This window comes from Lactiplantibacillus sp. 30.2.29 (assembly GCF_018991255.1).
GTDB lineage: Bacteria > Bacillota > Bacilli > Lactobacillales > Lactobacillaceae > Lactiplantibacillus > Lactiplantibacillus pentosus.
Window position 1 is genome coordinate 34755 of record NZ_JAGYGU010000011.1, and the last position, 25413, is coordinate 60167.

The following is a 25413-nucleotide window of genomic DNA, read 5'->3' on the forward strand; positions in this document are numbered from 1 at the left end:
TTTGATATTTTTGTAGGTGCACCTAAAAAAGTATTTCCATTTACTTTTATTTATTGTACAATGACAACGGCTCAAAGATTTATACAAATAGAAAGGTGGTCTTTTAATTGAGCGAAAAGACGAACACCCCAAACCGGAAGCATAAACTGATTGAATATGCGAACGGCCCCTCACTAGAGGAAATCAACGGGACAATCGAGGTTCCTAAGAATCTGAGTTTCTGGAAAACCTTGTTTGCCTACTCTGGGCCTGGTGCCTTAGTCGCAGTTGGTTATATGGATCCCGGTAATTGGTCCACTTCAATCACTGGTGGTCAAAACTACCAATACATGTTGATGTCTGTCATCTTGATTTCAAGTTTGATTGCGATGTTGCTTCAATACATGGCAGCTAAACTTGGTATCGTGAGTCAGATGGACCTGGCCCAAGCCATTCGTGCCCGGACGAGTCGGTCACTCGGAATCGTTTTGTGGATCTTAACTGAATTAGCGATTATGGCAACTGATATTGCGGAAGTTATCGGTGCTGCTATCGCCCTGTATTTATTATTCAATATTCCATTAGTTATCGCGGTATTTATTACCGTCTTAGACGTTTTAGTTTTGCTATTATTGACCAAAATCGGTTTCCGAAAGATCGAAGCCATCGTTGTTTGCTTGATTCTCGTCATTTTATTCGTTTTCGTCTATCAAGTCGCTTTATCCAACCCAGACTGGGGCGGTGTCATCAAGGGCTTAGTTCCAACTGCTGACACCTTCTCGACTGGCCGGACGGTTAACGGGATGACGCCACTATCTGGTGCTCTTGGGATTATCGGGGCGACCGTTATGCCGCATAACCTGTACTTGCACTCTGCCATTTCACAAACGCGGAAGATTGATCACAATGATGAAGAAGATGTTGCTCGGACTGTTAAGTTTGCCGCTTGGGATTCCAACATTCAATTATCCTTCGCTTTCATCGTTAACTCACTCCTACTAATCATGGGGGTTGCCGTTTTCAAGAGTGGTGCCGTTAAGGATCCTTCATTCTTCGGGCTTTACGAAGCGCTATCGAACACCTCAATGCTCAGCAATGGGATTTTGATTAGTGTCGCTAAATCCGGTGCTTTATCAGCCTTGTTTGCGATCGCGTTGCTTGCTTCAGGTCAAAACTCCACGATTACCGGGACGTTGACTGGGCAAGTGATTATGGAAGGTTTCGTTCACATGCGGATGCCACTCTGGTTACGGCGGTTAGTTACTCGGTTGATTTCTGTGATTCCAGTGCTGATTTGCGTGCTGTTGACTAGCGGCAAGAGTGCAATTGATGAACATACCGCGCTGAATAATCTGATGAATAATTCGCAAGTGTTCCTGGCCTTTGCCTTACCATTCTCCATGCTGCCATTACTCATGATGACCGACAGTGCGGCTGAAATGGGCAAACGTTTCAAGAACTCGCTCTGGATCAAAGGATTTGGCTGGTTATCAGTTATCGGTTTAACCTTCTTGAACCTATTAGGGTTACCGGATTCAATTCTGGGCTTCTTCGGTGACAATCCATCTGCCGGCGAACAAACCTTCTCTAAGATTTTAGCTTACGTCTTAATCGTTGCCATCTTAGCGCTACTTGCATGGACGATTTTCGACTTACAACGCGGCAACAAGCGTTACGTCGCACAACAACTCGCCGCAGCGGCTAAGGAGGCTGACAAATAATGGCAACCAAATTCAAACGAATCTTAGTCGGTGTCGATGATTCGGCTGACGCCCTACTCGCCTTCGACTATGCGATTCATCAGGCTAAACAAGATGATGCTGAACTAGTCATCATTTCGATTCTGGAAAACGACGAAATGAACGTCTACCAAGCCTTAAGCAAAGATTACGTGCACGGCGAACGCAAGGAATTAGAGCAACACATCTTAAAATACCAGCAACAAGCTCAAGAAGCTGGTGTGACCAAGGTTCGCTCAATGATTGCGGAAGGTGAACCTGGTGAGACGATCGTTAAGGAAGTCATTCCACACGTTCAACCTGATTTACTCATCATTGGTTCATTAGCGAAGAAGGGTATTGCCAAGCACTTTGGGAGCCAAGCCGCTTACATGGCCAAATACGCCCCCGTTTCGGTACTGGTCATTCGTTAATCCAACCAGTGTTGCTAATTCAGAACATTGAATCAGTTCTTTAAAAATACAGCATTATTTGCTGACAAAAGCGGCGACTCACATCTGTGTGGGTCGCTTTTATTTTACAGATTTATTTTTTAGGATAGCATAACTTTATTTTACTATTCACCTTAACCTACTATAATAGATGGTGAAGGGGGTATTTGATCATGACACCTAACGAGACCTACGAAGATTTAGAACAATTGCATCTATTACCAGCAACCCAATTTACTTGGCGGCCCTTCACTTCTACCACCATCTTTGTTGACAGTCCGCACGACCGGCGCGTTTATCGGCTGAACTTAGCGGACGCGACCGTCGACATTTTTCAAGCAGACCCTAGTTCAGAACTCTCTGAACACTTCGAGCCCCTTAAAACGATTCAACTAACACCACAACAATGAGTCAACTCAAGCCATCACAACCAGTTGCCTCATAATAATTGTCATTAGCACGCAAATAAGCGTTTCAGGAATGAACCTACCATTCTTGAAACGCTTATTTGAATCGATTCGATTGTGGTGTTGCTTGTCCGTTGCAGCTGGCAAAACGGCCCATCACCTGCAGTTGGTGGTGCCGCTGGCCATTAGCGATTGCTGCCGGATGTCAGCACTTAACTACACTTCTTCATCCGATACTGGCGCGCGCCGGCGGTCATGGTGAATCTGCCATAGTAAGCCCACTAATAAAATGAGCCTTGATTAATTCATCGCCACCCCAGGCATAAATAATGGCGGTCGGCATACTCCCTACTAGCGTCGCCCACGCTAATTGTCGTCGTGTCACCGCTGTTTCGACAGCAGCCAAGCTCACCAACGAGGTCGGAATAAACGGGACGGTGTAGCCAATTATGACGCCGAGTAGCGGATGCCGCATGTTACCGATCGCAGTCACGATTTTTGACGATTTTTGCGTCCGATGAGCAGTCACCCGGCCGAAGAACCGCTGTGCAATCAAATTTCCCAGCGTAATCCCGATAATATTCAGGACAGCACCGAGTCCTTTGCCAAAACAAATTCCGGCGACGACACTGATCGTCGCAACGGGTGCGCCCGGAATAATTGAAAAACAAATCAATAAGGGTACCACTAACCCAATGTCTACGGCGCGATGTCGCCGCACTTGTGCGACTAGCGCATCTTGGTTGAAGACCCGGTGTTGAACGAGCTCCCAGGTACCATGATAGCGATAGACTAATAGCCCAATCAGTAGCAGCGCGAGTAGCGCAGCGCCGACAATCAGTTGCCGTTTCGTTAATTTAACTTTCACATTATCCTCCGCTAATCGTGATGGGGCTCATGCTTGATCTCATGCGCCACGTGCCCAATCATGGCATCCACCATTTCTAAAATATGGGGGTCATCTAAGCAATAGTAAACGTGCTTGCCGCGCTTAGTCTTAGACACCAATTGATACTGAAATAAAATCGCTAATTGGTGAGAAACTTGTGGTTGTGGCAGTTGCACGTGACTCACGATGGCCGTCACATCCGCTTCGTGCCGTTCTAAAAAGCGCAATATTTTGATCCGATTCACATTGCCGAGTACCTTATAGATTTTAGCGGCTTCGGCTAATAGTTGATCGCTAACTTCCATCCATGGACCTCCGTTCCCAGTTATCACCACAGTGCTAACAAGTGACTGATTAGGCCACTATCCCAGAAAACGTAGCAGCCAATCAACACATAACAAATCTTCATCAACCGTTCACCGTGTGCCGTGATCACTCGTTGAACGACTGGCAATGTCGCCACTTGTTTAATAATAATCACCACTAGCACCGTTAACACGCCAATAAAAACTAACGTCATCAAGAAATGCGCCATGCTCTCGCCAACGAGGACCGGCAAGAAAATCGATAAATTACAGCCCGCACATACCGCCAAATACGTTACCAGCACGTTCAACACTGGCGATCGACCAGAACGGTCCGCTTGCTCGTCATCATCGTCATGGAACGCCAGCCAGATTGGCAAAATCCCCAACACACCGAGCAACCATTCCGGCAAGAACAACGTTAACGTCCGACCGATAAAGAAACTCGCTGTCAGTAAAATCATATTTCCCAGGAAATAACCCCAAATAACCTGCGATAACCGGTATTTTTTGAGTAAAAACACCAACATAAAGAAGAAGTCCAAATTAACGCTCAAAAAAGTTATCGCTAAAATCCCATAGTGCATCCCATCACCCACTCTTTTATTGTTGACTTCATTATATGTCAAAATCGACATATGTAAAGTAAAAACTGCACCCAACTGAAAAGTAAATAGTTACTAGTCAGTCCACAATCAAACACCCGCACCACGAAAAAAACGCCCACCAATGAGACTAAGCAGGTGCTTAGCCCGCAATGGCGGACGTCTTCTGGTTGACTGCTGACTAGCAGATCAACGTTAATTTTGATGGTTATCTTCAAATAATGAGCTAATCAAGGTGCATCTTGGAAACTTTGCTGGGTTGACAGGCCATACCAGCAATCATACGCCCTGACACATTAGCATCGTTTCATATTGCGACCAAGTTTGTCACATTCTTACCCAGTCAGCATTAAGCACTAATCTGCGGCTAACGCATCGATTGGATTCAAGCGAGCAGCGCGCCATGCCGGTAGAATTGCCGCTAATAGCGCGATTACTAGGGCGATGATAAAGGTCGAAACAACATTGCCGAGATGAATTTCTATCATATTGTAACTGGCGATTTGATAGAGGACTTTATTCAGCGCGGCTCCGACACCATAGGCAATCCCCGTGGCGAGCAATGCACTGATGACCCCAATAATGAGCGATTCGCTCGTGAACAAGTGGCGGATATCGCCCCGACTTTCACCGAGTGCACGTAAAATCCCAATTTCCTTTTTACGGGCACTAACGGACATGAACATCGTCACGATGATCATCAACGCTGAAACGAGTAATGAGATACCCGCAATCGCAGCCAAAATGGTCGTCGCTAAGTTGACGTACGTGTTGACGGTGTCTAGCATGCTGGCAATACTCGTGGCCCGATAAGTTCGCTTACCGTCAGTTTTGAGCTTGTTGATTTGCTTCGTGACCGCGTCATTGTGGTTTCGAGAATCGACTTTAACCGCGACAGAAGTCGGTTTCGTGCTCAAATCTTTCGACGAACGCATCGCCTTCATGGTAGCGTACGAAACCGCATTGACCGCACCACCAGTCGTGCTTTCAGTGATTCCCGCAACGGTTAACTGTTGCTTGACGGTTACTGACTTGCCACTGGCATTGGTCGTCTGGAAGGAGACGGTAACTTTCTTACCAACTAAGTCCTTCCAATTCTTAGACGACCACTTCTTGGCAACCGTGTCTTTATCAACGACAATTTCATTCTTACCAGCCGTATGACCCGCTTTAATAATGGATTTCCGGTTGGAAGCCGTCCAAGTTGTCAGCGTAGATGCCGTATAGTCTTTTGATCCAATTGACAGCGTCGCGTTGCTTGCACTAATAATTGGTTGAACCGTCTGAACGTGTTTAACCTTCTTCAACTGTGCTAATTGTGTGCTACTAAAGGTCGGTTGACTAGTGGTCGTCGAACTGGCCCCCATTGCGGCGGCCTGCTGATTATTAGCTTGGGCGCCGCCACCACGTTGGTTTTGGCTCGTCTTCTGATACCGACTGACCGTCACGACCCGCGGATTGACCATATCATTGATTTCTTGGTTGATATAGCCTTTGAGCCCGTTGCCTAGGCCGTTGAATAGCATCACCGCAAATAGCCCAATGGCCGTCCCAATAATAATGATTAGGTTCCAAGTCCAGGTGTAGCGTAAGTGCTTAAACGCCGTACTCATCGGTACGTACCATGGCAACTTGCGCGCAGGAATTTGTTGCCGATTTTCGTCAACTGGATAGGCGGCTTTGATCCGGTCATCCGATGTAATCTGGCCATCCGCTAATCGAACGATGCGCGTCCCGGCGTTGGCAACATCCTCAGAGTGGGTCACGCAAATCACTAACCGGCCCTCTTCTGCAATTTGGTCCAACAATTTCAGCACATCCGCCGTATTTTCAGAATCCAGCGCCCCAGTCGGTTCATCCGCAATAATGATTTGCGGGTCACTAGCGAGTGCCCGGGCAATTGCGACCCGTTGTTTCTGCCCACCAGACAACTGGTTCGGATACTTCTTGATTTGATCAGTCAATCCGACCTTCGCCAACAATTCCTTGGCCCGTTGTTCACGTGCAGCACGATTGAGCTTGGTCATATCCAATGAAATCAAAACGTTATCTAAAACCGACAAGTGATTGATCAAATTATAGGACTGATAAATATAGCCGATGGTTTCTCGGCGATACTGGTCCATTTGTTTTTCTTGGTGATGATCCAACGCGGTCCCTTGAAGCAAGACTTGGCCTTCAAATTGCCGGTCCAGCCCACCGATGATGTTCATCAGCGTTGACTTCCCGCCACCAGATTCACCTAAAATTGCCACGAACTCGCCACGTTCGAAAGTTAAATTAATCCCATTCAAAACTGGGAAGGCTTGTTTACCTAAATAATAGGCTTTGTGAATATCCTTTAATTCTAAGTAACTCACGCTAATTCACCCTACCTTACTTCACTGTCATGTGCACCAACAGTCTTGTGATGTAACAAGACTTAAACTGTGACTATTGGTCATTAAGTTTACCAGAGATTACGCTTTGGCAACACCCTAACGCGTCAATTTAATTGGAACTTAGCATAGCACGTTAGTTAGTTTATTGCAACGAAATCTAACTAAAATACTAACAATTTTTATAATTCGAGACACGTAAGCACCATCAACTAGTCTTGCGAGTGTGTCTCCCCCTAGTCAGTCACATGACCCGTTCCGATAGCTAGCAATCAGACGTTTAGTCCGCCTACTACTTAACTAGCTTGTGTACAAAAGGGCAGTTCTGAAACGAACTCTCGTTTTTCAGAACTGCCCTTGTCGACATCGTACAATTTAAATCACTGTGGCATTGTTAATCTACGCTAGGCGTGACGCTTCCGCCACCAAACGGCTAAGCCACCGGTAATCATTAGTAAGAGACTACCTGCAACTGCCAACCAACGTTGAATCGCTTCACCGGTTTGTGGTAACCAGCTACCATGATGGGGCTTCGTGGTCGAATGCGTTGCGTTAGTCGCAGTATTCGTTTCAGGTAAGGTCGTCCTATTAGTGCTGGCCGTTGACGTGCCATCTCCACCTTTGCCAGGTTTAGCCGGCGTATTGGCGTTACCATCGGGTTTATCGGCATTTGACTTGTGGTCATCTGGCTTAACAACGGTATTGCCGTTGCCATTTGGCTTTTCGGTATTTGACTCACTGCCATGTTGCTTCTCATCGGTATTACCGTTGTTACCAGGCTTCGTGGCACTTGAACCATTTCCGTCAGGCTTAACTGTCGTATTGTCGTTACCACCAGGTTTAGTGGTACTTGGACCATTTTCGTCCGGTTTAACTACAGTATTACCGTTGCCACCAGGTTTAGTGCCACTTGAACCATTTTCATCCGGCTTTACTATCGTATTGTCGTTACCATCAGGTTTAGTGTCACTTGAACCATTTTCATCCGGCTTTACTATCGTATTGTCGTTACCATCTGGTTTAGTGGTGCTTGAACCATTTTCGTCCGGTTTAACTACAGTATTGCCGTTACCATCTGGTTTAGTGGTGCTTGAACCATTTTCGTCCGGTTTAACTACAGTATTGCCGTTACCATCTGGTTTAGTGGCGCTTGAACCATTTTCATCCGGTTTAACTGGCGTCGTTAACGGATTATCGTTGTCAAGGTCGACCAAGACTTCTGTTCCATCGGCGGTTGCCGCCATCGCTTGGCTTAACATGATCGTCTTGGCTGCTTTGGCCTTGCTTGGCACTAACTTGATCGTTACCAGATTCGTCACGGGTTGACTCGCACTGACGGTCAAACGTAATTGTCCGTTAGCCACCGTTCGGCGTAAAATTTTGACACCCGTTGGAACCTGAACGTCCGCAACGTCACGGCCAGCGAGGTCGAATTGCAAATCAAACGCGGTAAGTTGCCGCTTTTGAGCATTCATTACTTGCACTTGTGCTTCGTGGTCGTTGCGACTCAATTTCAGTGTTTCAACCGCGCGGTGTTTCTTCGTCAGCTCCGTTTGCTTGAGGAAGGCTGACGTGTCAAAGACCTGACTGTCGAACATTTGTGGGGCTTGTGGTACTTGCAAGGCGTTTAAAATCAGCGCACTCACATCCGCGTTGCTACCGCCGTGTAGTCGGCGACCACTATCCACCGTTTCGCCACCAAGGGCCATGAAGATGCTGCGGTTATATTCATCCCAGCCGCCATGGTTGGTCCCGGCGCCACCGTGGTCCGCGTTAGCAATCACTAACGTATCATGGATGTGCCCGGTTGCTTCTAGCTTGTCCATGACGCGCTTGAATAAGCCGTCATATTGCGCGTACTTATCCCAATAATTATCGTTATACCAGCCACGACTATGGCCCTGACCATCCATGTAATCACTTTGCATGTACACTAGACCAGTGTTCTTAAACTCAGATGAGCCGATGTAGTTGGCGACATCGTCAAAGGATTTCAACGAAGCGGACTGCTTGGTCATCACAGCTGCATCTGGTTCAACAATACTGTTCACGATTGGGCCCCACTCTGAAAAGGCCGCGGCGCCACGAGTTGGGTTCTCAGCTTGAAGCATCTTGAAGACGGACGGGAACAACGCTTGTGGTTTATCAAAATCAGCAAAGTATTCTTGTCCCATTGACCCGTTAGTGCCTTGGTATTCCTTAGGTAACGTGTCCCATGGCCGTCCATGCAGCATAGAAATGTAGTTTTGAGCTGAAATTGCTGGCGAAACTGCCCGCGCAGACGTGCTCATCGCAAACTGTTTATTGAATAAATCCATCGTGTACGTGTTGCGACGCTTCTTCATAATGACCGGGTCAGTCGTCCATGCGGGTGTTTTGGTCCCTTGCGCATAGTACATCCCCTTTGGATCCCAGGGGTTACCACCACCGTCCGTCGTCAAAACGACCACGTGTTTATACGGCTTGATTTCAGCCTGTTTGGCGGCAGCGACTTGGTCAGTTGCGGAAGCTAAGGCCACGTCTCCGACCCCAATAATACCGTCACCATTGTAATCGAGGGCGTATTTTCCTTGAACTTCAACAGATTGTGCGGGTCCTAATTGAACCGTCGTGTTTTTGGTGGTTTGTTCCAATTGAATTTGCGTCTCACCCGCTGTTTTGGCCTTTAAATTGAGGTGCGCCAGTCGAGTCTGAGCGTATTTCTTGAAATCAGCCGTCGACAAATTAGCGGTCGTCGTCACGCGGACCCGTCCCGGCTGAACGAGTTGTACCTGCGTCTGATTGCCTTGCAATAGTCGTTCAGCACCGACATAATCGAACTTGTTGGCATCATAAACCACATCGATGGTCAACGGTTGCGCTGGCGTTGCCTTTAGTTGCCGGGCGTGTACATTCAGCCCATAAGTATGGCCTGCTGCAATGCGCTTCGCTCCTACCAAACGCGTCGCTACAGACTGTTCAACGGGCGCTACTGCATGCTTGCCCTGTTGCGCTTGATCGTTCAATTGGCTGACTTGTTCAGGAGTGAGTACTTGGTCATACAACCGGGCCTGCTTGATTTGCCCCGTCATCATCGACTGCACGTGTGAGCCAGGTGCGGCATCGCCACCTAGGACGAAATCCTTGGTATTTTGTGCCAGCTTCAAATCACCCGGCATGGCCACTTGTTGCACCAATTTGCCATCAAGATACAGACTCGCCGTCTTATTTTTATCAATCACACCGACCGCATGCACCCACTGGCCCTTATGCAGCAGCCCTTTAGGCGTTTTGTAGCCGGCACCATCATGGGCATAGAAAATCACTTGATTATTTTCAACGCCCAGGCCGAGGCCACCACCTTGTTGGCTCGAGAAAATCTCATGTTCGTGCCCGGCATCAGCGGCTGGGTCATATTTGAAGTAGGCTTCAATCGCCATACCACCCTGGATTTGACGGAATTGGTCATCCGTGAAAGTGGTGTAAAACGCGGATTTGCCATCAAAATTCAAGACTTGATCATCAAATTCTGGCGTCTTGGTCACTGACGGTTGGCCCACCAATTGCCATTGCGTCTTACCAGCATGGTCTACCAGTTGCCGATTTTGCACTCCTAAATCGACGATCGGGGTTGGCACCGTAACGTTCGCAGCCGGAACAGCGACTTGCTCACTTGGCGTATCCACGGGGGTCACAGCGGCAATCGCTGGACTCACCGTGGTCGTTAAAATTGCAGTACATACGAATAAGGTCGTTAAAACACGCGGCTTCATTACTAAATTATCACTCCACATTTTTTATAGTAAAACTAACTGCAATATTAAGCATAGTTAACTAATGTAAAGTGTTTAGACAGAGGTTTGTAAAGAAACGATATTATTTGTGTGTAGACGCAACTAAAATCCGAAACTTCAGTGGACCGTCATGCAAAATAGCTCGTGATACCTTTCGATACAACTAAAAAATCGTTTCAAAAATGCTGTCTGGATTCTTGAAACGATTTTTTCAGTTTTATCAGTTGGCAGGTTTGCCCGACAATTGAGCCATGCCTAATCAGGTTATTATTGAGCGACTTCCTGGTAACCATTAGCAATCAATTGGTTGCGGAACCAAGTTTCAAACATAAACCCATACCAAATGTCGCCTAGTAGATTAATTGATAATGCGATTTGTTCAGTGAAAAATAACTGAACAACCATGTTTAGTAAGACCATTCCTAAGAACGGCACGGCCGTTTTCAGCGCGATAAATGGCGTCCGACAACGAACACTGAACAGCGCATAGAACCAAGTGAACAATAGTGCCCACACATTAAACCGGGCGTACACTTTTTTGGTACTCGTCTCACCATTGATCGTTTTTGTGAACGTCATATCGTGTTTGACGCGGCGATTAAATCCAAACCACTCGGATGGTGCAAAATTCATGAAATTCCTCCTCGTTTTGTCACAACTGTCCCTTCTATTATAGAAGTTAACGAAGACGCTCGCTACTGATTGTCACGCTGGGGGCCAAAAAACTTTTGGACGACTGCTTGATAGCCGTACTCGTCGTTCAGTCGCTTCAACAATTTCTCATCATGCGTGCTCGTATAGCCAGTATGCCGCAGATGTTCATATAATTTCAGATAAGGTAAGTCTTGTTTTCGCGCCAGCGCCAATTCCTGTTCAATGCCATAAGTCACTTTGCGAAATTCCGCACTGATTTGTCCCGCATCCGTGACCGTCAACAGCGCATAGTTTGCCCGCTGATCCGCCATGAACTTCGCGTACGGACTGTACGGTTGTCCAGTGGCGCCCGGATTGATGATCAATTGCCCCCGCTGACTCACGCGCATGACTTGTTGATGCGTATGCCCATAAACGGCAACGTCTGCATCCCCCGCTAAATGATCAAAACTAGTCTGTTCACCAGCTGGATAGAGGTCGTGGCCCGTCGAACGTTCTGGCTGATTATGCGCTAATTGGAACGTCAAACCGTTTAGCGTTAACTGAGTCGCAATCGGTCGCTGAATCAATTCTTCATACTGCGCCGACTGTAAATGGGTGACCAGGTATTCCGTCAGCCGGGCAAAATAAATCGTTGACGGTTCTTCTAAACGGCCGGTGCCCGTCATGATCGCGTTAATCCCCTGTTCCCAGTTACCCTGTAGCCAGACGGATGGTGCAACGTCCGCTAATGTTTGATAAAGCTGTTGGGCTCCCGGGCCGGGCAAAAACAAATCGCCCAAAAACCAATAATCTGTGGCCTCCTGCTGCCGGGCATCCGCTAGCACCGCCTGTAACGCCGTCAAATTTCCGTGAATATCTGCCAAAACTGCAATTCGATGTAACACTACTCGTCACTCCCTCACCAATCGTTACTTCTAGTATACGCCGAGTGCAGACTAAAGTCGTTGCTGTAAAGCGACCTTATTAATCTAGCGGGATAAGTGCTAATGTTCGCATTAGTAAGCGCTTACTTGTATGCTAAAAGTAACAATTATAACGAGTGCACGTTTGCGTTGCAATGATGAACAGACGACAGGTCAACCAGTCGTAGCTGGCGTCTAGTCAGTCACCGATGCCACGAACGATTGACAGCCATCTGCAGCTACCAGCGTCAGCTTTTTTAGACTGAACACGATGTCAGTCTAAAAAAAGCACAATCGGCCCATTGCCGAGCAATCAGTCGTAAGCAGCTGCTTTACGTGCACGACTCGATTTAATATCCGACTAAACCTTGGGGGAGGCTTTCAACATGCAACAATTGACACCCTTAGTACATGATTTTAACTTGGACGGCTACTGGTCTGCTGTCATTGATGAGGGAACGCCTGGACTGGCCCGTGTGAATCAGCCACTGACGCAATTACTTGGAACTTGGTTGGCAGCGCACGTGACGATTCTCTGCGACACGGCTTCGTTTCTACTGATCATTCACGACCACCATCAAAAACTTGCGATTCCTGGCCGCATTTCACCAGGCACCAGTCAGCCGTATGACATCAAGCTTGATGGTTGGCCCGTCAACAATAGTGCGGCCTTGATGGCAATCGTTCAGAAGTATCTATAGTCAAACGGTCGACTATCGATAATCGAATCCATCATTAAAATCGTGTTCGTCCCAGTCTGAATTGGACTGGGATTTTTTTCGTCACTTGCGGCCCAGTCGCAGTGACGAAATCGGCAATAATCATGAAAGCGATTCATATCCTATGTTAAACTATAGTTAGTCAAAACTGGGGGGCACTTGCGTTGCAAATTAATAAACAACAAGTCGGTCACCGGATTCACGAACTCCGGATAACCGCGAATTTAAGTATGGCTGAACTAGCATCTGCCGTTGGTTTAGCCGGAAAAAGTACCATCAATGATTGGGAGAAAGGACGTACGCTGGCAAACGCTGAACGGATGGAAAAGTTGGCTGTCTTCTTTAAGGTACCGGTTAACTACATTCGCTACGGCAGTCTGACCGATTACGTCACGACGGTCTTCAAAGAAACGGGACTCAACCACTCTGAATTCAACGTCTTATTGTGGGAATTCGTCGATCTAACGACTACCAATCCCGACGTTTTATCCAGTGATGTGTTCACACCAACCGCGCACTCTGAACAGGACCAGTTGCAACAAACGAAAATTGCCACCGCCCTGATTACACCGACCATCAACTACGCGATTAACCAAATCGTTCCGGCTGTCGTACGCCATTTTGAATCTGACAGTTCTACCTATCCGGAACCAGATGAAGTCATTCAAGCCGGCTGCTACGTCTATCGCCATCGGATTCAAATCGTGCGGCGGACGTTTACTGGTAAATATAACCGCATCGTCCGCTTACTCGATAACGTGGACTTATATGAGAAACTTCAGCCGGATGATGATTATAAGCGCTACTTGAATCAGACGACGACACCGCAGAAGAATACCAGCAATGGCTTCTCCTTAGATGAAAAATATCAAATTCAGATGAACAAGCTCATTGCAGACTTTCACCAACAACTGAACAAAATCAACGCCGCGTATCAAGCTGAACTTGCCGCGTTGGAACAAAGCGGCCCGAAATCTGCGGCCAATTAACCGAAATCCAAATAAAACCTGATTTGAAGCGCATCGTCACTTCAAATCAGGTTTTATTCATTTAATATTGCTTTGTTCACTGTGGCTCGTCGATACTGAACAAGCCGTCTAAACACGGTTGGTTGGCCATGTCCAGCGCGATTGAAATACCCGCTCAAGCTACTTAGCCACAACGGTTGCGACTTCCTGATCATGACTGACTTGTCCACTTGTGGATAATTTCAACCCTTTAGCATGTTCAGCCGCGTTATCCACAATCACCATCACCGTCGTATCCTCATTGTTCTCGTTAGCCTGTTCTTGGTCAACGAAAGCTAATGGTGTTTCCGGTGTCACTTGGTCGCCCTCGTGTACATAGGTCGCAGGTGTTTCACTCATATTCGTCCCCATTTTGAGTAACACGTCGAGCTTGCCAGTCGACAACTTAATCGCGCGTTGTTCAGGGATCAGTGCACTGACCGTCCCGGTAATCGGACTAAAAATATGATGACGGTCAGGCGTAACCGCAAACCCGGTCTCATCCGCTGCGACCGTTGACAAATCTACCAGCGTCCCATCAACTGGGGCGTACAATTTAACTTTTTTACCAAATGAAAATAAACTCATGATAAGCCCTCCCAATTTGATTATGGTGCTGGCCAGCTACCATCTTTGATTGCCTTTATCCTAACTGCTCGAACGGGTTTCAGGTCAAGGGAAAGTTGTAAAAAAGTTTTGTTTCTTATCATTAATTTGGTTTAAATCGCTGTTTGATTGATGGCCGAAACGTGTTCGAGCCGAACTGGGACTTCCGGTTAGCCTAGCAACGATGCCGACTGGGAAGACCACCACTGCAATACTGTCGAAACGTGTTCGGGGCCGCTGAAGTCTGCGCTTGCTACGCTAATGGACTAATGCACAAACCGCATTTCCACTGCGATATGGCTGAAACGTGTTCGAGCCGAACTGGGACTTCCGGTTAGCCTAGCAACGATGCCAGCTGGGAAGACCACCACTGCAATACTGTCGAAACGTGTTCGGGGCCGCTGAAGTCTGCGCTTGCTACGCTAATGGACTAATGCCAAAACCGCATCAGTCCTTTAGCTAGGCAATGCTCAACTTCAACCCGCGGCCCCTCACACTCTAAAAAAATCCCCACCAGCACCGCCAGTGAGGACTCGTAACATATAGGTATGTGATACCCACAACCAAAACGATCTAGGATTTGGTTAGTGTTTGATTATCACTCGGACAAGCCGCAATCGAGTTAAAGCAACCACCGCACACGTTGGTGATTCACGATTGCATCGACTTCCCCGGTTGAAACCCGTTTATCGATCGCCGAGTAACTTTTCCGCCGCCTGTAAGACGTTTTCACCATTCATCATGCCATAATCTGACATATTGATGATGTCCATCGGAATCCCAGCATTATCCGTCTTCTTCTTCACATCATTCGCCATATAACGAACTTGTGGTCCTAACAACAAGACGTCTGGATGGGGATCTTGACTCAATTGATGGTCAATATCCGCCGCGGATGTCGCAAAAATCTTGTAATCCACGCCATCCTTCTTTGCAGCTGCTTCCATCTTGGAAACCAGTAGTGAGGTTGACATGCCCGCAGAACAAGCCAACATGATAATCTTTTCAGCCATAATCACTTAATTCCTTTCTATATTACATCTTTTCGATTTCAGCGTTGCCGGCAGCAGCTTCTGCAGCAGCCTTTTCGCCTTCTTGTTTCGTCAAAATAGCATCGTACTTCTTAGCAAATGGGGAGTAGATTGCGGTTGACATAACCAACGTGATCGTTTGCCAAATCGCCATCTTCCAGCCACCAATCAGGAAGCCAGAAATAATCGCTGGCGTCGTCCACGGTGCCGCGAAACCATTCAGTGGTGGTACGATTCCAAAGTAGATCACCAAGTACGTTGATAAGGCGACAATAACTGGTGTCAAGAAGAATGGAATTGCCAAGAATGGGTTCATAACGATTGGTAACCCGAACAAGAATGGTTCGTTAATGTTGAATAATGCCGGAACAAATTCAACTTTACCAATGGTCTTGAATTGGACTGATTTAGCAGCAAATAACGTAAAGATAACCAGACCAATCGTAATCCCAGAACCAGTTAAGTTAATGAAGTTATTGTAAAATTCGTTCGTCACAATGTGGGCACCTTGCGCAACGGTCAACTTACCTGCTTTATATAATGAAGCATTGTCGAACGTGTTCGGAATCAATAACCCACTGGTAATGGCACCCATGATTAACCCACCATGGACCCCAAAGAACCAGAAGAATGGGACTAAGAATGCAATGACTAAGGCCCCACCAAGTGAGTCTGATAACCCTTGTAGTGGCGTTTGTAGGACTTTGTAAATGAATTGCAGCATATCAGTGTTACCAAGGGCACTGAAAGCAGCGAAGATCAACATTGCGACGATTAAAATTACGCCGGCAGGAATCATGGCAGTGAATTGGTTGGCAACACTTGCAGGAACTTGTTCTGGCAAGGTAATCTTCCAACCTTTACGAATCATTGCTGAGTAAGCCCAACCAACTAAAATCCCAACGATAATGGCAGCAATCATCCCTTGGCCACCCAGCCAAGTAATGTTGATGACACCAGTAACTGGTGCTTGCACGAAATCTTGTAGGACTTTTGGCAACTTATCAATGTTTTGTGAAACGGCACTCCCCGACATCACAACGTTTCCGGCAGCATTCGTAATCCCAGTGCCGGCTTTACCCATTGCAGCAACAAGTGGATTGGCAATGTTAAGCGTTTGCAAAAGTAAGAATACGGCCATGGAGGTCAAACCAGCTGGTAATGGTTCGTAACCTTCATTGCGGACATACACATAAGCAATCCCGACAGCGGCCCAGAGTGACAGTACTCCGAACGTCACGGTATAAGCTTGGTTAAAGAAAGCGGCCCAACCAGACGCCTTAACAACTGCGGCGACTGCTGGAATTGGAATATTGGATAAGATTAAGAATACGGACCCGATGATAATAAATGGTAACGCGTAAACCATCCCGTCTTGTAAGGCTTTAACTGGTTTGGTGTTAACGAACTTCATTATCGGTGGTAGAACTTTGTTGTTAATGAAATTGCTAACAGCACCATTACTACTATTTTCCATTACAATTCATCTCCATTTTTTGCTAGGACCCCTTGAAGCCAATAGTATGACTTCTTAGGAACCCGCTTTAAGTCTTTTAGATCATGATTGGTTCGGTTGACATAAACGACCCCGTAGCGTTTTTCAATATCAGCGTGTGAACTTGGAATATCAATCAATCCCCAGCCAAGATAGCCGAGTACTTTAGCGCCATCAATCAACATAGCATCCTTCATTGCCGTGATATGGTCGGCATGGTACGCAATCCGCGCGTCATCTTCGATCATATGTTGGCCATCCCAGTGTTCCCGCAGGCCAATGCCGTTTTCAATCGGAAAGACTGGCACTTCATATTGGTCATACAACTTGGTGATTAGGTTCCGGAAGCCAAGTGGGTCGATGGTCCAACCCCATTCATTCGCCTTCAAAAAGCGGTTAGCCTCAAATGAATAATTGAGATAGCGGTTCGGGACGGCATCCGTGGGAATCTTATCCCCATTGATGACCGTGGAACGATAATAACTAAAAGCTAGAAAATCCGCTTTCATTTTGGCAATGATGGCTTCGTCGCCTGGTTGCAAGTCGTAGTCAATCCCGTGTTGGTCAATGTAACGCAAGACTTCTGGTGAATAGTGGCCATGAACGTAGGCGTCGTTCAAGTTATTGTTCAAGAACTCATCACTCTTACGCGCCGCCATCACGTCAATTGGTTTAGCCGTTTCTGGATAAACTGGTGTGTATGCCAACATGCCGCCGATTTTCACGTCGTCATAGTTTTGATGCACAAAATCATCCAGGCGTGCGTGCGCCAACATCGTGTGATGGAAGATTCGATACAGGTCGTTCACGCTCTGGTCGCCCTTGGTGTATCCCGAAATGTTGAACACTTCATCGGTAAAATACAGATTGTGTTCATTAAAGACGATCCAATATTTGACCCGATCTGCGAAGTGTTCAATCATCTTCTCACCGAAGCGAACGAACGCATCAACCGTGTGGCGCGACATGAACCCGTTTTCATTTTCGGCCAATGCTAACGGCATATCGAAATGATACAGGCAAATCATTGGGGTGATGCCCCGGGCCAGCATCGCGTCAACTAACCGGTCATAAAAAGCAATCCCAGCTTCATTGAAGGCGCCATCCCCGTCCGGAACGACCCGCGACCATGAGATTTGAATTCGGTACATGTTCAGGTGTAAGTCCTTCATTAAATCTAAATCTTCTTCGTAACGATGGTATTCGTCAATCGCATCGTGCCAATCTGAAGTTGTCGCTGTTGCTGGTCGAACATCATAGACTGAGCGGCCCTTGCCATCCACATCCCAAGCACCCTCAGTCTGCATACTTGATACTGAGTTGCCCCAGAAAAAATCCTTGGGCATCTGTCGCTCCTTATTCATTAAACTCCTCCTGTTCTAATCACAATTTAGTTTGGAAAACGCTTTCCTCGTGAAATAATACTAGCCTAATTCGGTTTAGAAATCAACACTTTTACTTTAAAAATATATACTTTTGCTAAAATTAGCCCAATCTAATTTGAATGACCGCACTAAAAAACTGATCTAACAGTAATTTTCACCATTAGACCAGTTACGACATATTATAGAATTACCTTGCATGACTCATGATTTAAACGTGCCCGCGAACTGGATCGCTGTCCGTCAGCCGTTGAGCGCGCCACCCTATTTCAGTCCGTTCTTCATCAAAGTATCCACCGCTGCCAGGACGGCCGTATCCGCTGAACGTGGTTGCCAGCCCAATTGCTCAGCCTTTTGGATGCTGACGTCATGGTTGAGCCGCATCATCAAGTTGGCTTCGCGGAGTTGCCGATTAAATGGGGCCAAGCCGTGAACAAGCCAATCTGGCACTAAATGTTTGGTCAGCTTGGCTGCTAATTGGGGCCGTTGCTGTTGAATCAAGCTGCGAATGGCGGCCATTGAGACCGGCTTAGGCGCAACCGCTAAGTAGCGTTGATTAGCCGCTTCCGGTGCAGCCATGACCCGAACTTCTAAATCAGCAACGTCGCGGACGTCGACGACATTAACGACCAAATTGGGCATCGCCTGACCCGTTAAGAGTCGGTTGACTAAATTATAACTCCCGGTCACGTGACCATTTAATGAAGGTCCAAGCATCGCGCCTGCATTGACCGTTGTAAATTCCGGGCCTTCAGGATGTTGCCGCTGGTAGTCCCACCCGGCTTGCTCGGCAACTAACTTCGATTGCTCGTATAATGAGAGCCCAGCCTGGTCGACTTTGGTCCAATCGGCTTCGGTTACGGGGCGCTGATGATCTAGACGACTAAACCCGACTGCACCTAGATTAGCCGTCATTACGACTCGTTTGACCCCGGCGGCCGTTGCGGCTTTCATGATTCGCAACGTGCCATCCTTGGCTGCGTTCGCCACTGCGGCAGAAGCTTGCCCCTGATTCACAAAGACCGGTGCCGCCACACTCATGACAGTCGTGACCCCTTGCATCACGTCATTCCAGCCAGCCTCCTGGGTCAAGTCGAGCGCGACAAAGGAAAGTTGATCTAAATTGGGCGTTCCAGCCAAAGTTTGTTGCACACCAGCGGCCTTGTCTAATGAGCGCAACGTGCCGCGCACCGCGTATCCCGCCGTCAACAATTGTTTAATAATGTGACTCGCTAAAAAGCCGTTGGCACCTGTAACTAAAATTAATGATTGATTTTGCATGGTTGATCCACCTCGTATTAATGATTGTTTTTTGATTGATTTCTTGTTAATATAGCTACAATAAACCTTAGATAACACTCTAAGGCAAGCGCTTGGAGGAATTATTTTGACTTACACCATCAAAGAAGTTGCGGAAAAGGTCGGATTGAGTGCCTATACGCTTCGATTCTATGACAAACAAGGCTTATTACCGTTCGTCAGTCGCAATCAGTCGGGCTATCGGGCCTTCACTGACGGCGACTTACACTTGTTACATACGATTATTTGTTTAAAGAACACCGGTATGGCAATCAGCGACATCCGCCAATATATCGATTACGTGATGGCCGGCCCCGATTCGATTCCACAGCGCCGCGCATTACTGACAGCTCATCGCAACGCTATTCTGGCTGAGCAAGCCAAGATCATGAAGAATCTGCAAGAAGTCGATTACAAATTGAACCTATATAACGACCCGCAAGCGAGCGAACTCGTCAATCAAGAACTCGCCCAAGCTAAATCTGAAAAGCAGGCATCCGGCTTAGCCGACCCGTTTCCAGTCACGGAATAATGCCTAAAAACACCGATAAAACGTTAATTCAACCCCAAATGACCGATTATTTCGAAAATAATCGGTTTTTTTACGGGCTAATTTTTAGCGATTTTAACGTAACATTGTTCATTTTAGGGACGCCTAAACTTAGTTGATGGTGCTCGTCATAGACCCCGATTCAGCATTTTTTGACCGTTGGCACCAGGTCACAGTTCGGTTACGAACATTACAAAATAGGTGGTTTCTGTAATCTTTGCATTGCGTTCTTAAAATTCGCGACACGGACAAGTAACACGTCGGGGTTAGACTGGGTTCTGTTGATTGCGACAGACATCGCAATTAAGATTTTTGTCAGTAAGTAATTTAATCGATAAACACAAAATTTATAGGAGTGTCTTAATTTGAAAAAACTTGTAAGTACAATCGTAACTACCTCAGCCGCAGCCGCTGGTTTATTCTTCGCCGGTGTGGTCAATGCTAATGCCGACTCAACTTACACCGTTAAGAGCGGTGATTCCGTATGGGCCATCGCACAAAAATTCAACACAACTATTAATAACGTTGAAACGACCAACAACATCAAGGGTCACTACATCTTACCTGGTCAAAAATTAACCATCAAGACGACCTCATCAAACACGAACAGCTCATCTTCAAACAGCACGAGTGCTTCGACGACTAGTTCATCATCAACTAGCTCAACTTCAACTAGTTCATCAAGCAACACGACTGCAACCACGAGCTCAACGTCTTCATCAACTAGCTCATCAACTTCTACCTACACTGGTAGCAACTTAAAGAGCTACGTCTTGAGCCAAATGGAATCACGGACTGGCGTTTCCGCTTCAACTTGGAACACCATCATCACTCGTGAATCTAACTGGCAACCATACGTTGTCAACAGTACTAGTGGTGCTTATGGGTTATTCCAAAACATGCACATTAGTAGTGGTTCTGTTGAAGAACAAGTTAACGCCGCCGTTGCTTTATACGAAGCACAAGGCATGGCTGCTTGGGCCCTTTAATCTAAATCAAACACACATCCAAGTCGGGATTTTTCCCGGCTTTTTTTGTGGCCTAAAACAGATCACAGTCGCACGCTGTCATGCAAAGGTGGATAACTTAATTGAAATCTAGCACGAGTTATCCACAGTCCGCAATAATTAAGGCGCTTGCTGTCACACGACCTGTGGACAAAGACACTCGCCCCGTGTCGATTACGGTTCAGTCATTGACTAAGCGACTGCCATTAATGATATTATCGTGAAACTATCAGCTTTATCACGGATTTGACGGCATTATTAGCTGATCCTAGCAACTATCCCCCGTTTTCAAAATTAGTTTATCGTTAATTTTGTCATATTTATTATATTAATCGTGGATATATTGACGATGATTTGAGCCGTCGCAACAGCATTCTATGCCAATCAGAAATATTTTATCGCCATGATTTTCTCAGAATCTCGCAATCGCTTCTTAAAATACCCGATACAAACGAGTAACAAGTCGCCGCTATACTAATTTTTGTTGATCAACAAAGACTGATTTGATACTGATACATTCAAAAAATAGGAGCGTACAACTTGAAAAAATTATTAACCACAATCTTAACAACTTCCGCTGCAACGGTTGGCTTACTGATGGCCGGAACGCTTTCTGCAAATGCCGACGCAACTTACACCGTTAAGAAGGGTGACTGTGTCTGGGCAATTTCACAAGAATACAAGACGACGATCGAGTCAATTGAAACGGCCAACAACATTCACGGCCATTTAATTTTACCAGGCCAACAACTCCGGATTCCGGGCGCAACTGCTCCAGTGACTGCAACACAAACACCAGCAGCACCAGTAACTTCCGCGCCGGTTCAACAAGCACCAGCAACGACGCCGGCACAACCTGCTGAAACACCAGCTGTGACTGCACCGGTAGCGCCAGTTGAAACGGCACCTGCTCAAACCAGTGAACCCGCAGCGACGACCCCTGCCCCAGAAACTTACACGGGCGGCAATCTTCAAAGCTACGTTTTAGGTCAAATGCAATCACGGACGGGTGTGTCTGCCAGCACTTGGGACCACATCATCAATCGTGAATCCAACTGGCAACCACACGTGGTGAACGGCGCTAGTGGTGCATATGGGTTATTCCAAAACATCCACATCAGCGGCGGTTCTGTCCAACAACAAATCGACGCAGCTGTTAATCTGTACCATGCACAAGGCATGCAAGCCTGGGCATTATATTAATCATTTGTCATGACAAAAGGCTGAGGATAAGATTCCTCAGCCTTTTTGGCGTGCTCGTAGTCTACTTGTTAGTTCCACCATCGTTGTCTCATGATGGATAACGCGATTGTAAGCGCACGTTTATTTCGTAACAGTCTCAATCAACTCGCTTGAGCATCATAAACCTAACTTTTGCCCACCACGTTAGTTTGTTTTCAAGTATAATAAAAGGCAAGTGTTGGGAGATGATCTTCATGAGCACCATGCAACTGCAACATTCACAGTGGCAATTGGTTCAAGCAGGCACGAAGACCGTTGAGATTCGCCTCAATGATCCTAAACGGCAATCACTACAAGTCGGCGACGCCATCTGCTTTTTAGATTTAGAGACTGGTCAGTCAGTGCGCACCACGCTTGTTGCCAAACGAACATATGCTAGTTTTGCCGATTTACTAACCAAACATACTGCTGTTGAAGTTGGGAGTGCGCCCCACACGTCCGTTGCGCAGATGGTTGCGGACATGTTGACCATTTATTCAGCGGAACAAGTCCGCCAATGGGGGGGCGTTTCGCTGACAATTAAACGACTAGTCAGTTAACAACTGGTTGAGTTGGCGATACTGCTTCAACATCCACTGTTGATAAGTCAGCTTAGCCGGCATCGTTTCAGTCACGTTGAGCACAGGAACTTGGTGCTGCTTCGCTAACGTAACCATGTTCGTGACGATTTTGTCGCTGACTTGCTGGTTGTTCACAAACAGGGCAACTTGCTTATTTTTTAATCCCCGCTGCATCTTGTGGATAACTTGTGGCGACGGATCCGTGCCCTTTTCAACGGCATTTTCAAAATCACGATTGGCCACTTTGAAGCCCAAGCTGGTCAGCGCATAATCGAAGACTGGTTCACTGACGAAGACCTGGCGATTGCTTAATCGTTTCACTTTTGCTTGTAATTGTTGCCGTTCTTGTTGAATTGGCTTGAGTGACGCAATATATTTTTTGGCGTTCGCCTTAAAATAGGCCCGATGTTGCGGCTGTTGCTTGGCAAACTGTTTAGCCAAATATGTCGCCGTCGCTGGCATCGTTTTAGCGTCATACCACAGGTGTTCATTGACGCCGGCTTTACGCTGGAGCACGTCTTCCCCGACGCGAATCAACTTAGCTTGCTTAGTTGACCGAACGACCTTATTCATCCAACCATCGTAGCCGAGTCCGTTAGCCAGGGCCACATCCGCCTGACTGACTTGTTTGGCGACAGCTGACGTTGGTTCAAAATCATGGGGGTCAACGGACGGCTTATTGATGATCGAGCTGACCTGAACGTGCTTACCCCCGACTGCTTTGGCCACCGCACCATAAAAGTTGGTCGTTGCGACAACCTTAATCTTATTGTTGTTCGTTGACTCTGACTTGGATTGACAGCCCGTCAACAGGCCACCACCAATTACTAAGCCAACTAATAGTACCCAAAAACGTTTCACATTTGCCACTCCTCTTTTAAATAGTAATCATTACGTTTTACAGAATAACAATAACTATCTTGATTGTAAATAGTAATATTTACTTTTTACAAATTTGTCGTGAGGTGTTTTCAATGAAAAAATTGCTCTTACCGTTCATCACCGTCCTCATTATTGGCACTGTGGTGGGAATCGTCACGCTGCACCACGCACCAGCAGCAACTCCTACGACGACTGCCAAAAAAGCGCAGGTTCCCCGACGTGTCGCCCCAATCACTGCGTCCGCGGTCGCAAAGGATTCCAAATTAAAATACAGCTGTATCATTTACTACGCTGTCAAGCACCTTAAGATTCAACGCTGGCAAGAAGTTAGTGACTTCAAACTAGGCTGGCAAGTTGAAATTTATCACGAAGCGTCCCAATCGAAGTACCTCGTCTGGCCGGACAAAAATATCAAGACGAGTGCCAAAGCACTTCAGCCGAACTGGTTTACAATCGAAAATGGTCAGGTGACTTACGATAGTTTTGGGGTGCATACTTTCAAAAAAGATATGACCGCAACTGTCAGCCTGACGACGATTATTAAGCAAATCCAACAAGATCACGCCACCAAAACGGTCCGTAACATGCGCCCTAATCTAGTGGTGAAAGAACACGCGCGTGTCGATGACTAGTGGCGACGCTCGACCACTGTGTATAACTCGAGTGACGGTGGCAGAATGAGGACTTGTGTTTGCTGGAACTGTGCATAACTGTTCCGACTGCAAAAACACGCTTGTGCATAACCTCCGTGTTAACTCACTATTCTCACACCGTCTCGTCCGACGATGCCAGCATCTAATTCGGACCACAATTGCCAAAAATTCACACGCTTTTGAAATGAAACCAGCGGCATTTCGCGTAATTATCTGGTGTAACCTACTTTTAGACTGAAATGGGGCCAACATGATGATTACGACCTGGTTTGACGACGATCCATTATTTAACCGCTACTATCCTTACGATTCAGCCTACCGTTACAACTTTGACCACGAATGGAGTCTGCCGACTGACCAAGACACGCACCTCTTCGAATTTTTAAGTCTCGGTGGATTTGCCGCTGGTTTGAGTTGGTCGGGGGTGCTAAAGAAACGGCCGGCACTGACCACCGCTTTTAGTGACTGGCAAATCGACGTCGTTGCGGCTTATGATGAGGCACATATCACGAAGTTACTCGCTAATCCACAACTCATCCGCAACCGACGCAAAATTATGGCGGTTATCCACAATGCACAGTTGATCCACCAAATTCAACAAACGCGCTCCTTCGCCGACTATCTCTGGCAACTACTGAACGACCAGCAACTGGTCTTAAACGCACCCCACTTTCGAGATTTGCCCCGAACAACCATTACCGGGGACCAGTTGGCGCGACATCTCCACCAAGCAGGCTTTCAGTTCGTGGGGCCAGTCACGGTGAACGCTTGGCTGGTTAATACCGGCTTTATTGCGGCACGGCCTGATCAACGCGGAATCATTAATGCCAATACCCGCATCATCTCACCCGTACAGCCGTTATTGCCGCCGCGTTCCCCTCATCAGTTGGGACATTTTGAACCGTAACCGATACG

General features: G+C 46.9%; 24 protein-coding genes. 11 read left to right on the top strand and 13 right to left on the bottom strand.

Annotation, left to right across the window (positions count from 1 at the left end):
* Positions 1 to 107: 107 nt before the first annotated feature.
* The 3 genes from KGF65_RS07500 (at position 108) to KGF65_RS07510 (ending at position 2559) form a co-directional block, all read left to right on the top strand.
* A complete protein-coding gene (locus KGF65_RS07500; RefSeq protein ID WP_003639664.1) occupies positions 108 to 1700 on the top strand; it encodes an Nramp family divalent metal transporter in 1593 nt (530 codons plus the stop codon).
* Positions 1700 to 2131, top strand: a complete 432-nt coding sequence (locus KGF65_RS07505; RefSeq protein WP_050340147.1) for a universal stress protein — start codon at positions 1700 to 1702, stop codon at positions 2129 to 2131. The genes KGF65_RS07500 and KGF65_RS07505 overlap by 1 nt, the downstream gene beginning before the upstream one ends.
* A 191-nt stretch (positions 2132 to 2322) precedes the next feature.
* Entirely contained in the window at positions 2323 to 2559 is a 237-nt protein-coding gene (locus tag KGF65_RS07510; protein WP_253954392.1) for a hypothetical protein, read from the top strand.
* 250 nt (positions 2560 to 2809) lie between these two features.
* Here KGF65_RS07510 and KGF65_RS17025 read toward each other — a convergent pair whose 3' ends face one another.
* From KGF65_RS17025 to KGF65_RS07545, 7 genes are all read right to left on the bottom strand, one after another.
* Complete coding sequence (locus KGF65_RS17025) at positions 2810 to 3424, bottom strand: VTT domain-containing protein (RefSeq protein WP_313819540.1); 615 nt, start codon at positions 3422 to 3424, stop codon at positions 2810 to 2812.
* A gap of 11 nt (positions 3425 to 3435) precedes the next feature.
* Positions 3436 to 3750 carry a helix-turn-helix transcriptional regulator gene (locus KGF65_RS07520; RefSeq protein ID WP_088770753.1) on the bottom strand — a complete coding sequence of 105 codons (315 nt, stop codon included), beginning with the start codon at positions 3748 to 3750 and terminating at the stop codon, positions 3436 to 3438.
* A gap of 23 nt (positions 3751 to 3773) precedes the next feature.
* Positions 3774 to 4337, bottom strand: coding sequence for a cadmium resistance transporter (locus KGF65_RS07525; protein WP_050340143.1), 564 nt, complete (start codon positions 4335 to 4337; stop codon positions 3774 to 3776).
* A gap of 374 nt (positions 4338 to 4711) precedes the next feature.
* Positions 4712 to 6715 (bottom strand): ATP-binding cassette domain-containing protein, encoded by a 2004-nt coding sequence (locus tag KGF65_RS07530; protein ID WP_216748224.1) that lies wholly within the window; start codon positions 6713 to 6715, stop codon positions 4712 to 4714.
* A gap of 422 nt (positions 6716 to 7137) precedes the next feature.
* The gene (locus KGF65_RS07535) at positions 7138 to 10485 is read right to left on the bottom strand and encodes a LamG-like jellyroll fold domain-containing protein (protein WP_216748905.1); all 3348 of its coding nucleotides are present in this window, start codon (positions 10483 to 10485) and stop codon (positions 7138 to 7140) included.
* Between the two features lie 288 nt (positions 10486 to 10773).
* Positions 10774 to 11139: a hypothetical protein gene (locus tag KGF65_RS07540; RefSeq protein ID WP_101872897.1), complete on the bottom strand. Its 366-nt coding sequence runs from the start codon at positions 11137 to 11139 to the stop codon at positions 10774 to 10776.
* A gap of 62 nt (positions 11140 to 11201) precedes the next feature.
* Complete coding sequence (locus tag KGF65_RS07545; protein ID WP_101872896.1) at positions 11202 to 12047, bottom strand: metallophosphoesterase; 846 nt, start codon at positions 12045 to 12047, stop codon at positions 11202 to 11204.
* 404 nt (positions 12048 to 12451) lie between these two features.
* Here KGF65_RS07545 and KGF65_RS07550 point away from each other — a divergent pair, with 404 nt between their 5' ends.
* Positions 12452 to 12766, top strand: coding sequence for a hypothetical protein (locus KGF65_RS07550; RefSeq protein ID WP_050340138.1), 315 nt, complete (start codon positions 12452 to 12454; stop codon positions 12764 to 12766).
* Between the two features lie 182 nt (positions 12767 to 12948).
* The gene (locus KGF65_RS07555) at positions 12949 to 13773 is read left to right on the top strand and encodes a helix-turn-helix domain-containing protein (RefSeq protein ID WP_216748222.1); all 825 of its coding nucleotides are present in this window, start codon (positions 12949 to 12951) and stop codon (positions 13771 to 13773) included.
* A 159-nt stretch (positions 13774 to 13932) separates the two neighbouring features.
* Here the strand turns inward: KGF65_RS07555 and KGF65_RS07560 are convergent, their stop codons facing one another.
* The 5 genes from KGF65_RS07560 to KGF65_RS07580 all read right to left on the bottom strand — a co-directional run bounded on the left by KGF65_RS07560 (position 13933) and on the right by KGF65_RS07580 (position 19586).
* Positions 13933 to 14379, bottom strand: coding sequence for a PTS glucose transporter subunit IIA (locus tag KGF65_RS07560; RefSeq protein ID WP_088770748.1), 447 nt, complete (start codon positions 14377 to 14379; stop codon positions 13933 to 13935).
* Positions 14380 to 15083: 704 nt separating this feature from the next.
* The gene (locus KGF65_RS07565; RefSeq protein ID WP_003639677.1) at positions 15084 to 15410 is read right to left on the bottom strand and encodes a PTS sugar transporter subunit IIB; all 327 of its coding nucleotides are present in this window, start codon (positions 15408 to 15410) and stop codon (positions 15084 to 15086) included.
* A 22-nt stretch (positions 15411 to 15432) separates the two neighbouring features.
* Positions 15433 to 16905, bottom strand: a complete 1473-nt coding sequence (locus tag KGF65_RS07570) for a PTS sugar transporter subunit IIC (RefSeq protein ID WP_216748221.1) — start codon at positions 16903 to 16905, stop codon at positions 15433 to 15435.
* Positions 16905 to 18287, bottom strand: coding sequence for a glycoside hydrolase family 1 protein (locus KGF65_RS07575; RefSeq protein WP_216748220.1), 1383 nt, complete (start codon positions 18285 to 18287; stop codon positions 16905 to 16907). Before KGF65_RS07575 ends, KGF65_RS07570 begins: the two co-directional genes overlap by 1 nt.
* Before the next feature lie 282 nt (positions 18288 to 18569).
* Positions 18570 to 19586, bottom strand: coding sequence for an NAD-dependent epimerase/dehydratase family protein (locus tag KGF65_RS07580; RefSeq protein WP_101872891.1), 1017 nt, complete (start codon positions 19584 to 19586; stop codon positions 18570 to 18572).
* A gap of 106 nt (positions 19587 to 19692) precedes the next feature.
* Between KGF65_RS07580 and KGF65_RS07585 the strand changes: the two genes are divergently transcribed.
* The 4 genes from KGF65_RS07585 to KGF65_RS07600 all read left to right on the top strand — a co-directional run bounded on the left by KGF65_RS07585 (position 19693) and on the right by KGF65_RS07600 (position 22942).
* Complete coding sequence (locus KGF65_RS07585) at positions 19693 to 20136, top strand: MerR family transcriptional regulator (RefSeq protein WP_088770745.1); 444 nt, start codon at positions 19693 to 19695, stop codon at positions 20134 to 20136.
* Positions 20137 to 20519: 383 nt separating this feature from the next.
* Positions 20520 to 21143, top strand: a complete 624-nt coding sequence (locus KGF65_RS07590) for a LysM peptidoglycan-binding domain-containing protein (protein ID WP_101872890.1) — start codon at positions 20520 to 20522, stop codon at positions 21141 to 21143.
* 558 nt (positions 21144 to 21701) lie between these two features.
* Positions 21702 to 22364: a LysM peptidoglycan-binding domain-containing protein gene (locus KGF65_RS07595; protein ID WP_088770743.1), complete on the top strand. Its 663-nt coding sequence runs from the start codon at positions 21702 to 21704 to the stop codon at positions 22362 to 22364.
* A gap of 233 nt (positions 22365 to 22597) precedes the next feature.
* Positions 22598 to 22942 carry an ASCH domain-containing protein gene (locus KGF65_RS07600; RefSeq protein WP_105923665.1) on the top strand — a complete coding sequence of 115 codons (345 nt, stop codon included), beginning with the start codon at positions 22598 to 22600 and terminating at the stop codon, positions 22940 to 22942.
* Here KGF65_RS07600 and KGF65_RS07605 read toward each other — a convergent pair.
* Positions 22931 to 23824: a metal ABC transporter solute-binding protein gene (locus tag KGF65_RS07605; RefSeq protein WP_101872888.1), complete on the bottom strand. Its 894-nt coding sequence runs from the start codon at positions 23822 to 23824 to the stop codon at positions 22931 to 22933. The genes KGF65_RS07600 and KGF65_RS07605 overlap by 12 nt on opposite strands.
* Before the next feature lie 113 nt (positions 23825 to 23937).
* On the opposite strand from KGF65_RS07605, the gene KGF65_RS07610 reads away from it, so the two are divergent.
* Both KGF65_RS07610 and KGF65_RS07615 read left to right on the top strand, forming a co-directional pair.
* A complete protein-coding gene (locus KGF65_RS07610; RefSeq protein WP_105923666.1) occupies positions 23938 to 24477 on the top strand; it encodes a hypothetical protein in 540 nt (179 codons plus the stop codon).
* 271 nt (positions 24478 to 24748) lie between these two features.
* Positions 24749 to 25405, top strand: coding sequence for a DNA-3-methyladenine glycosylase I (locus KGF65_RS07615; RefSeq protein WP_253954391.1), 657 nt, complete (start codon positions 24749 to 24751; stop codon positions 25403 to 25405).
* Positions 25406 to 25413 lie beyond the last annotated feature (8 nt).

What these genes read in the sequence shown, in the direction of transcription:
- KGF65_RS07505 (WP_050340147.1), top strand. Translation starts at nt 1,700, where the DNA reads ATGGCAACCAAATTCAAACGAATCTTAGTCGGTGTCGATGATTCGGCT.
- KGF65_RS07510 (WP_253954392.1), top strand. Translation starts at nt 2,323, where the DNA reads ATGACACCTAACGAGACCTACGAAGATTTAGAACAATTGCATCTATTA.
- KGF65_RS07520 (WP_088770753.1), bottom strand. Translation starts at nt 3,750, where the DNA reads ATGGAAGTTAGCGATCAACTATTAGCCGAAGCCGCTAAAATCTATAAG.
- KGF65_RS07525 (WP_050340143.1), bottom strand. Translation starts at nt 4,337, where the DNA reads ATGCACTATGGGATTTTAGCGATAACTTTTTTGAGCGTTAATTTGGAC.
- KGF65_RS07535 (WP_216748905.1), bottom strand. Translation starts at nt 10,485, where the DNA reads ATGAAGCCGCGTGTTTTAACGACCTTATTCGTATGTACTGCAATTTTA.
- KGF65_RS07540 (WP_101872897.1), bottom strand. Translation starts at nt 11,139, where the DNA reads ATGAATTTTGCACCATCCGAGTGGTTTGGATTTAATCGCCGCGTCAAA.
- KGF65_RS07550 (WP_050340138.1), top strand. Translation starts at nt 12,452, where the DNA reads ATGCAACAATTGACACCCTTAGTACATGATTTTAACTTGGACGGCTAC.
- KGF65_RS07560 (WP_088770748.1), bottom strand. Translation starts at nt 14,379, where the DNA reads ATGAGTTTATTTTCATTTGGTAAAAAAGTTAAATTGTACGCCCCAGTT.
- KGF65_RS07565 (WP_003639677.1), bottom strand. Translation starts at nt 15,410, where the DNA reads ATGGCTGAAAAGATTATCATGTTGGCTTGTTCTGCGGGCATGTCAACC.
- KGF65_RS07570 (WP_216748221.1), bottom strand. Translation starts at nt 16,905, where the DNA reads ATGGAAAATAGTAGTAATGGTGCTGTTAGCAATTTCATTAACAACAAA.
- KGF65_RS07575 (WP_216748220.1), bottom strand. Translation starts at nt 18,287, where the DNA reads ATGAATAAGGAGCGACAGATGCCCAAGGATTTTTTCTGGGGCAACTCA.
- KGF65_RS07580 (WP_101872891.1), bottom strand. Translation starts at nt 19,586, where the DNA reads ATGCAAAATCAATCATTAATTTTAGTTACAGGTGCCAACGGCTTTTTA.
- KGF65_RS07600 (WP_105923665.1), top strand. Translation starts at nt 22,598, where the DNA reads ATGAGCACCATGCAACTGCAACATTCACAGTGGCAATTGGTTCAAGCA.
- KGF65_RS07610 (WP_105923666.1), top strand. Translation starts at nt 23,938, where the DNA reads ATGAAAAAATTGCTCTTACCGTTCATCACCGTCCTCATTATTGGCACT.
- KGF65_RS07615 (WP_253954391.1), top strand. Translation starts at nt 24,749, where the DNA reads ATGATGATTACGACCTGGTTTGACGACGATCCATTATTTAACCGCTAC.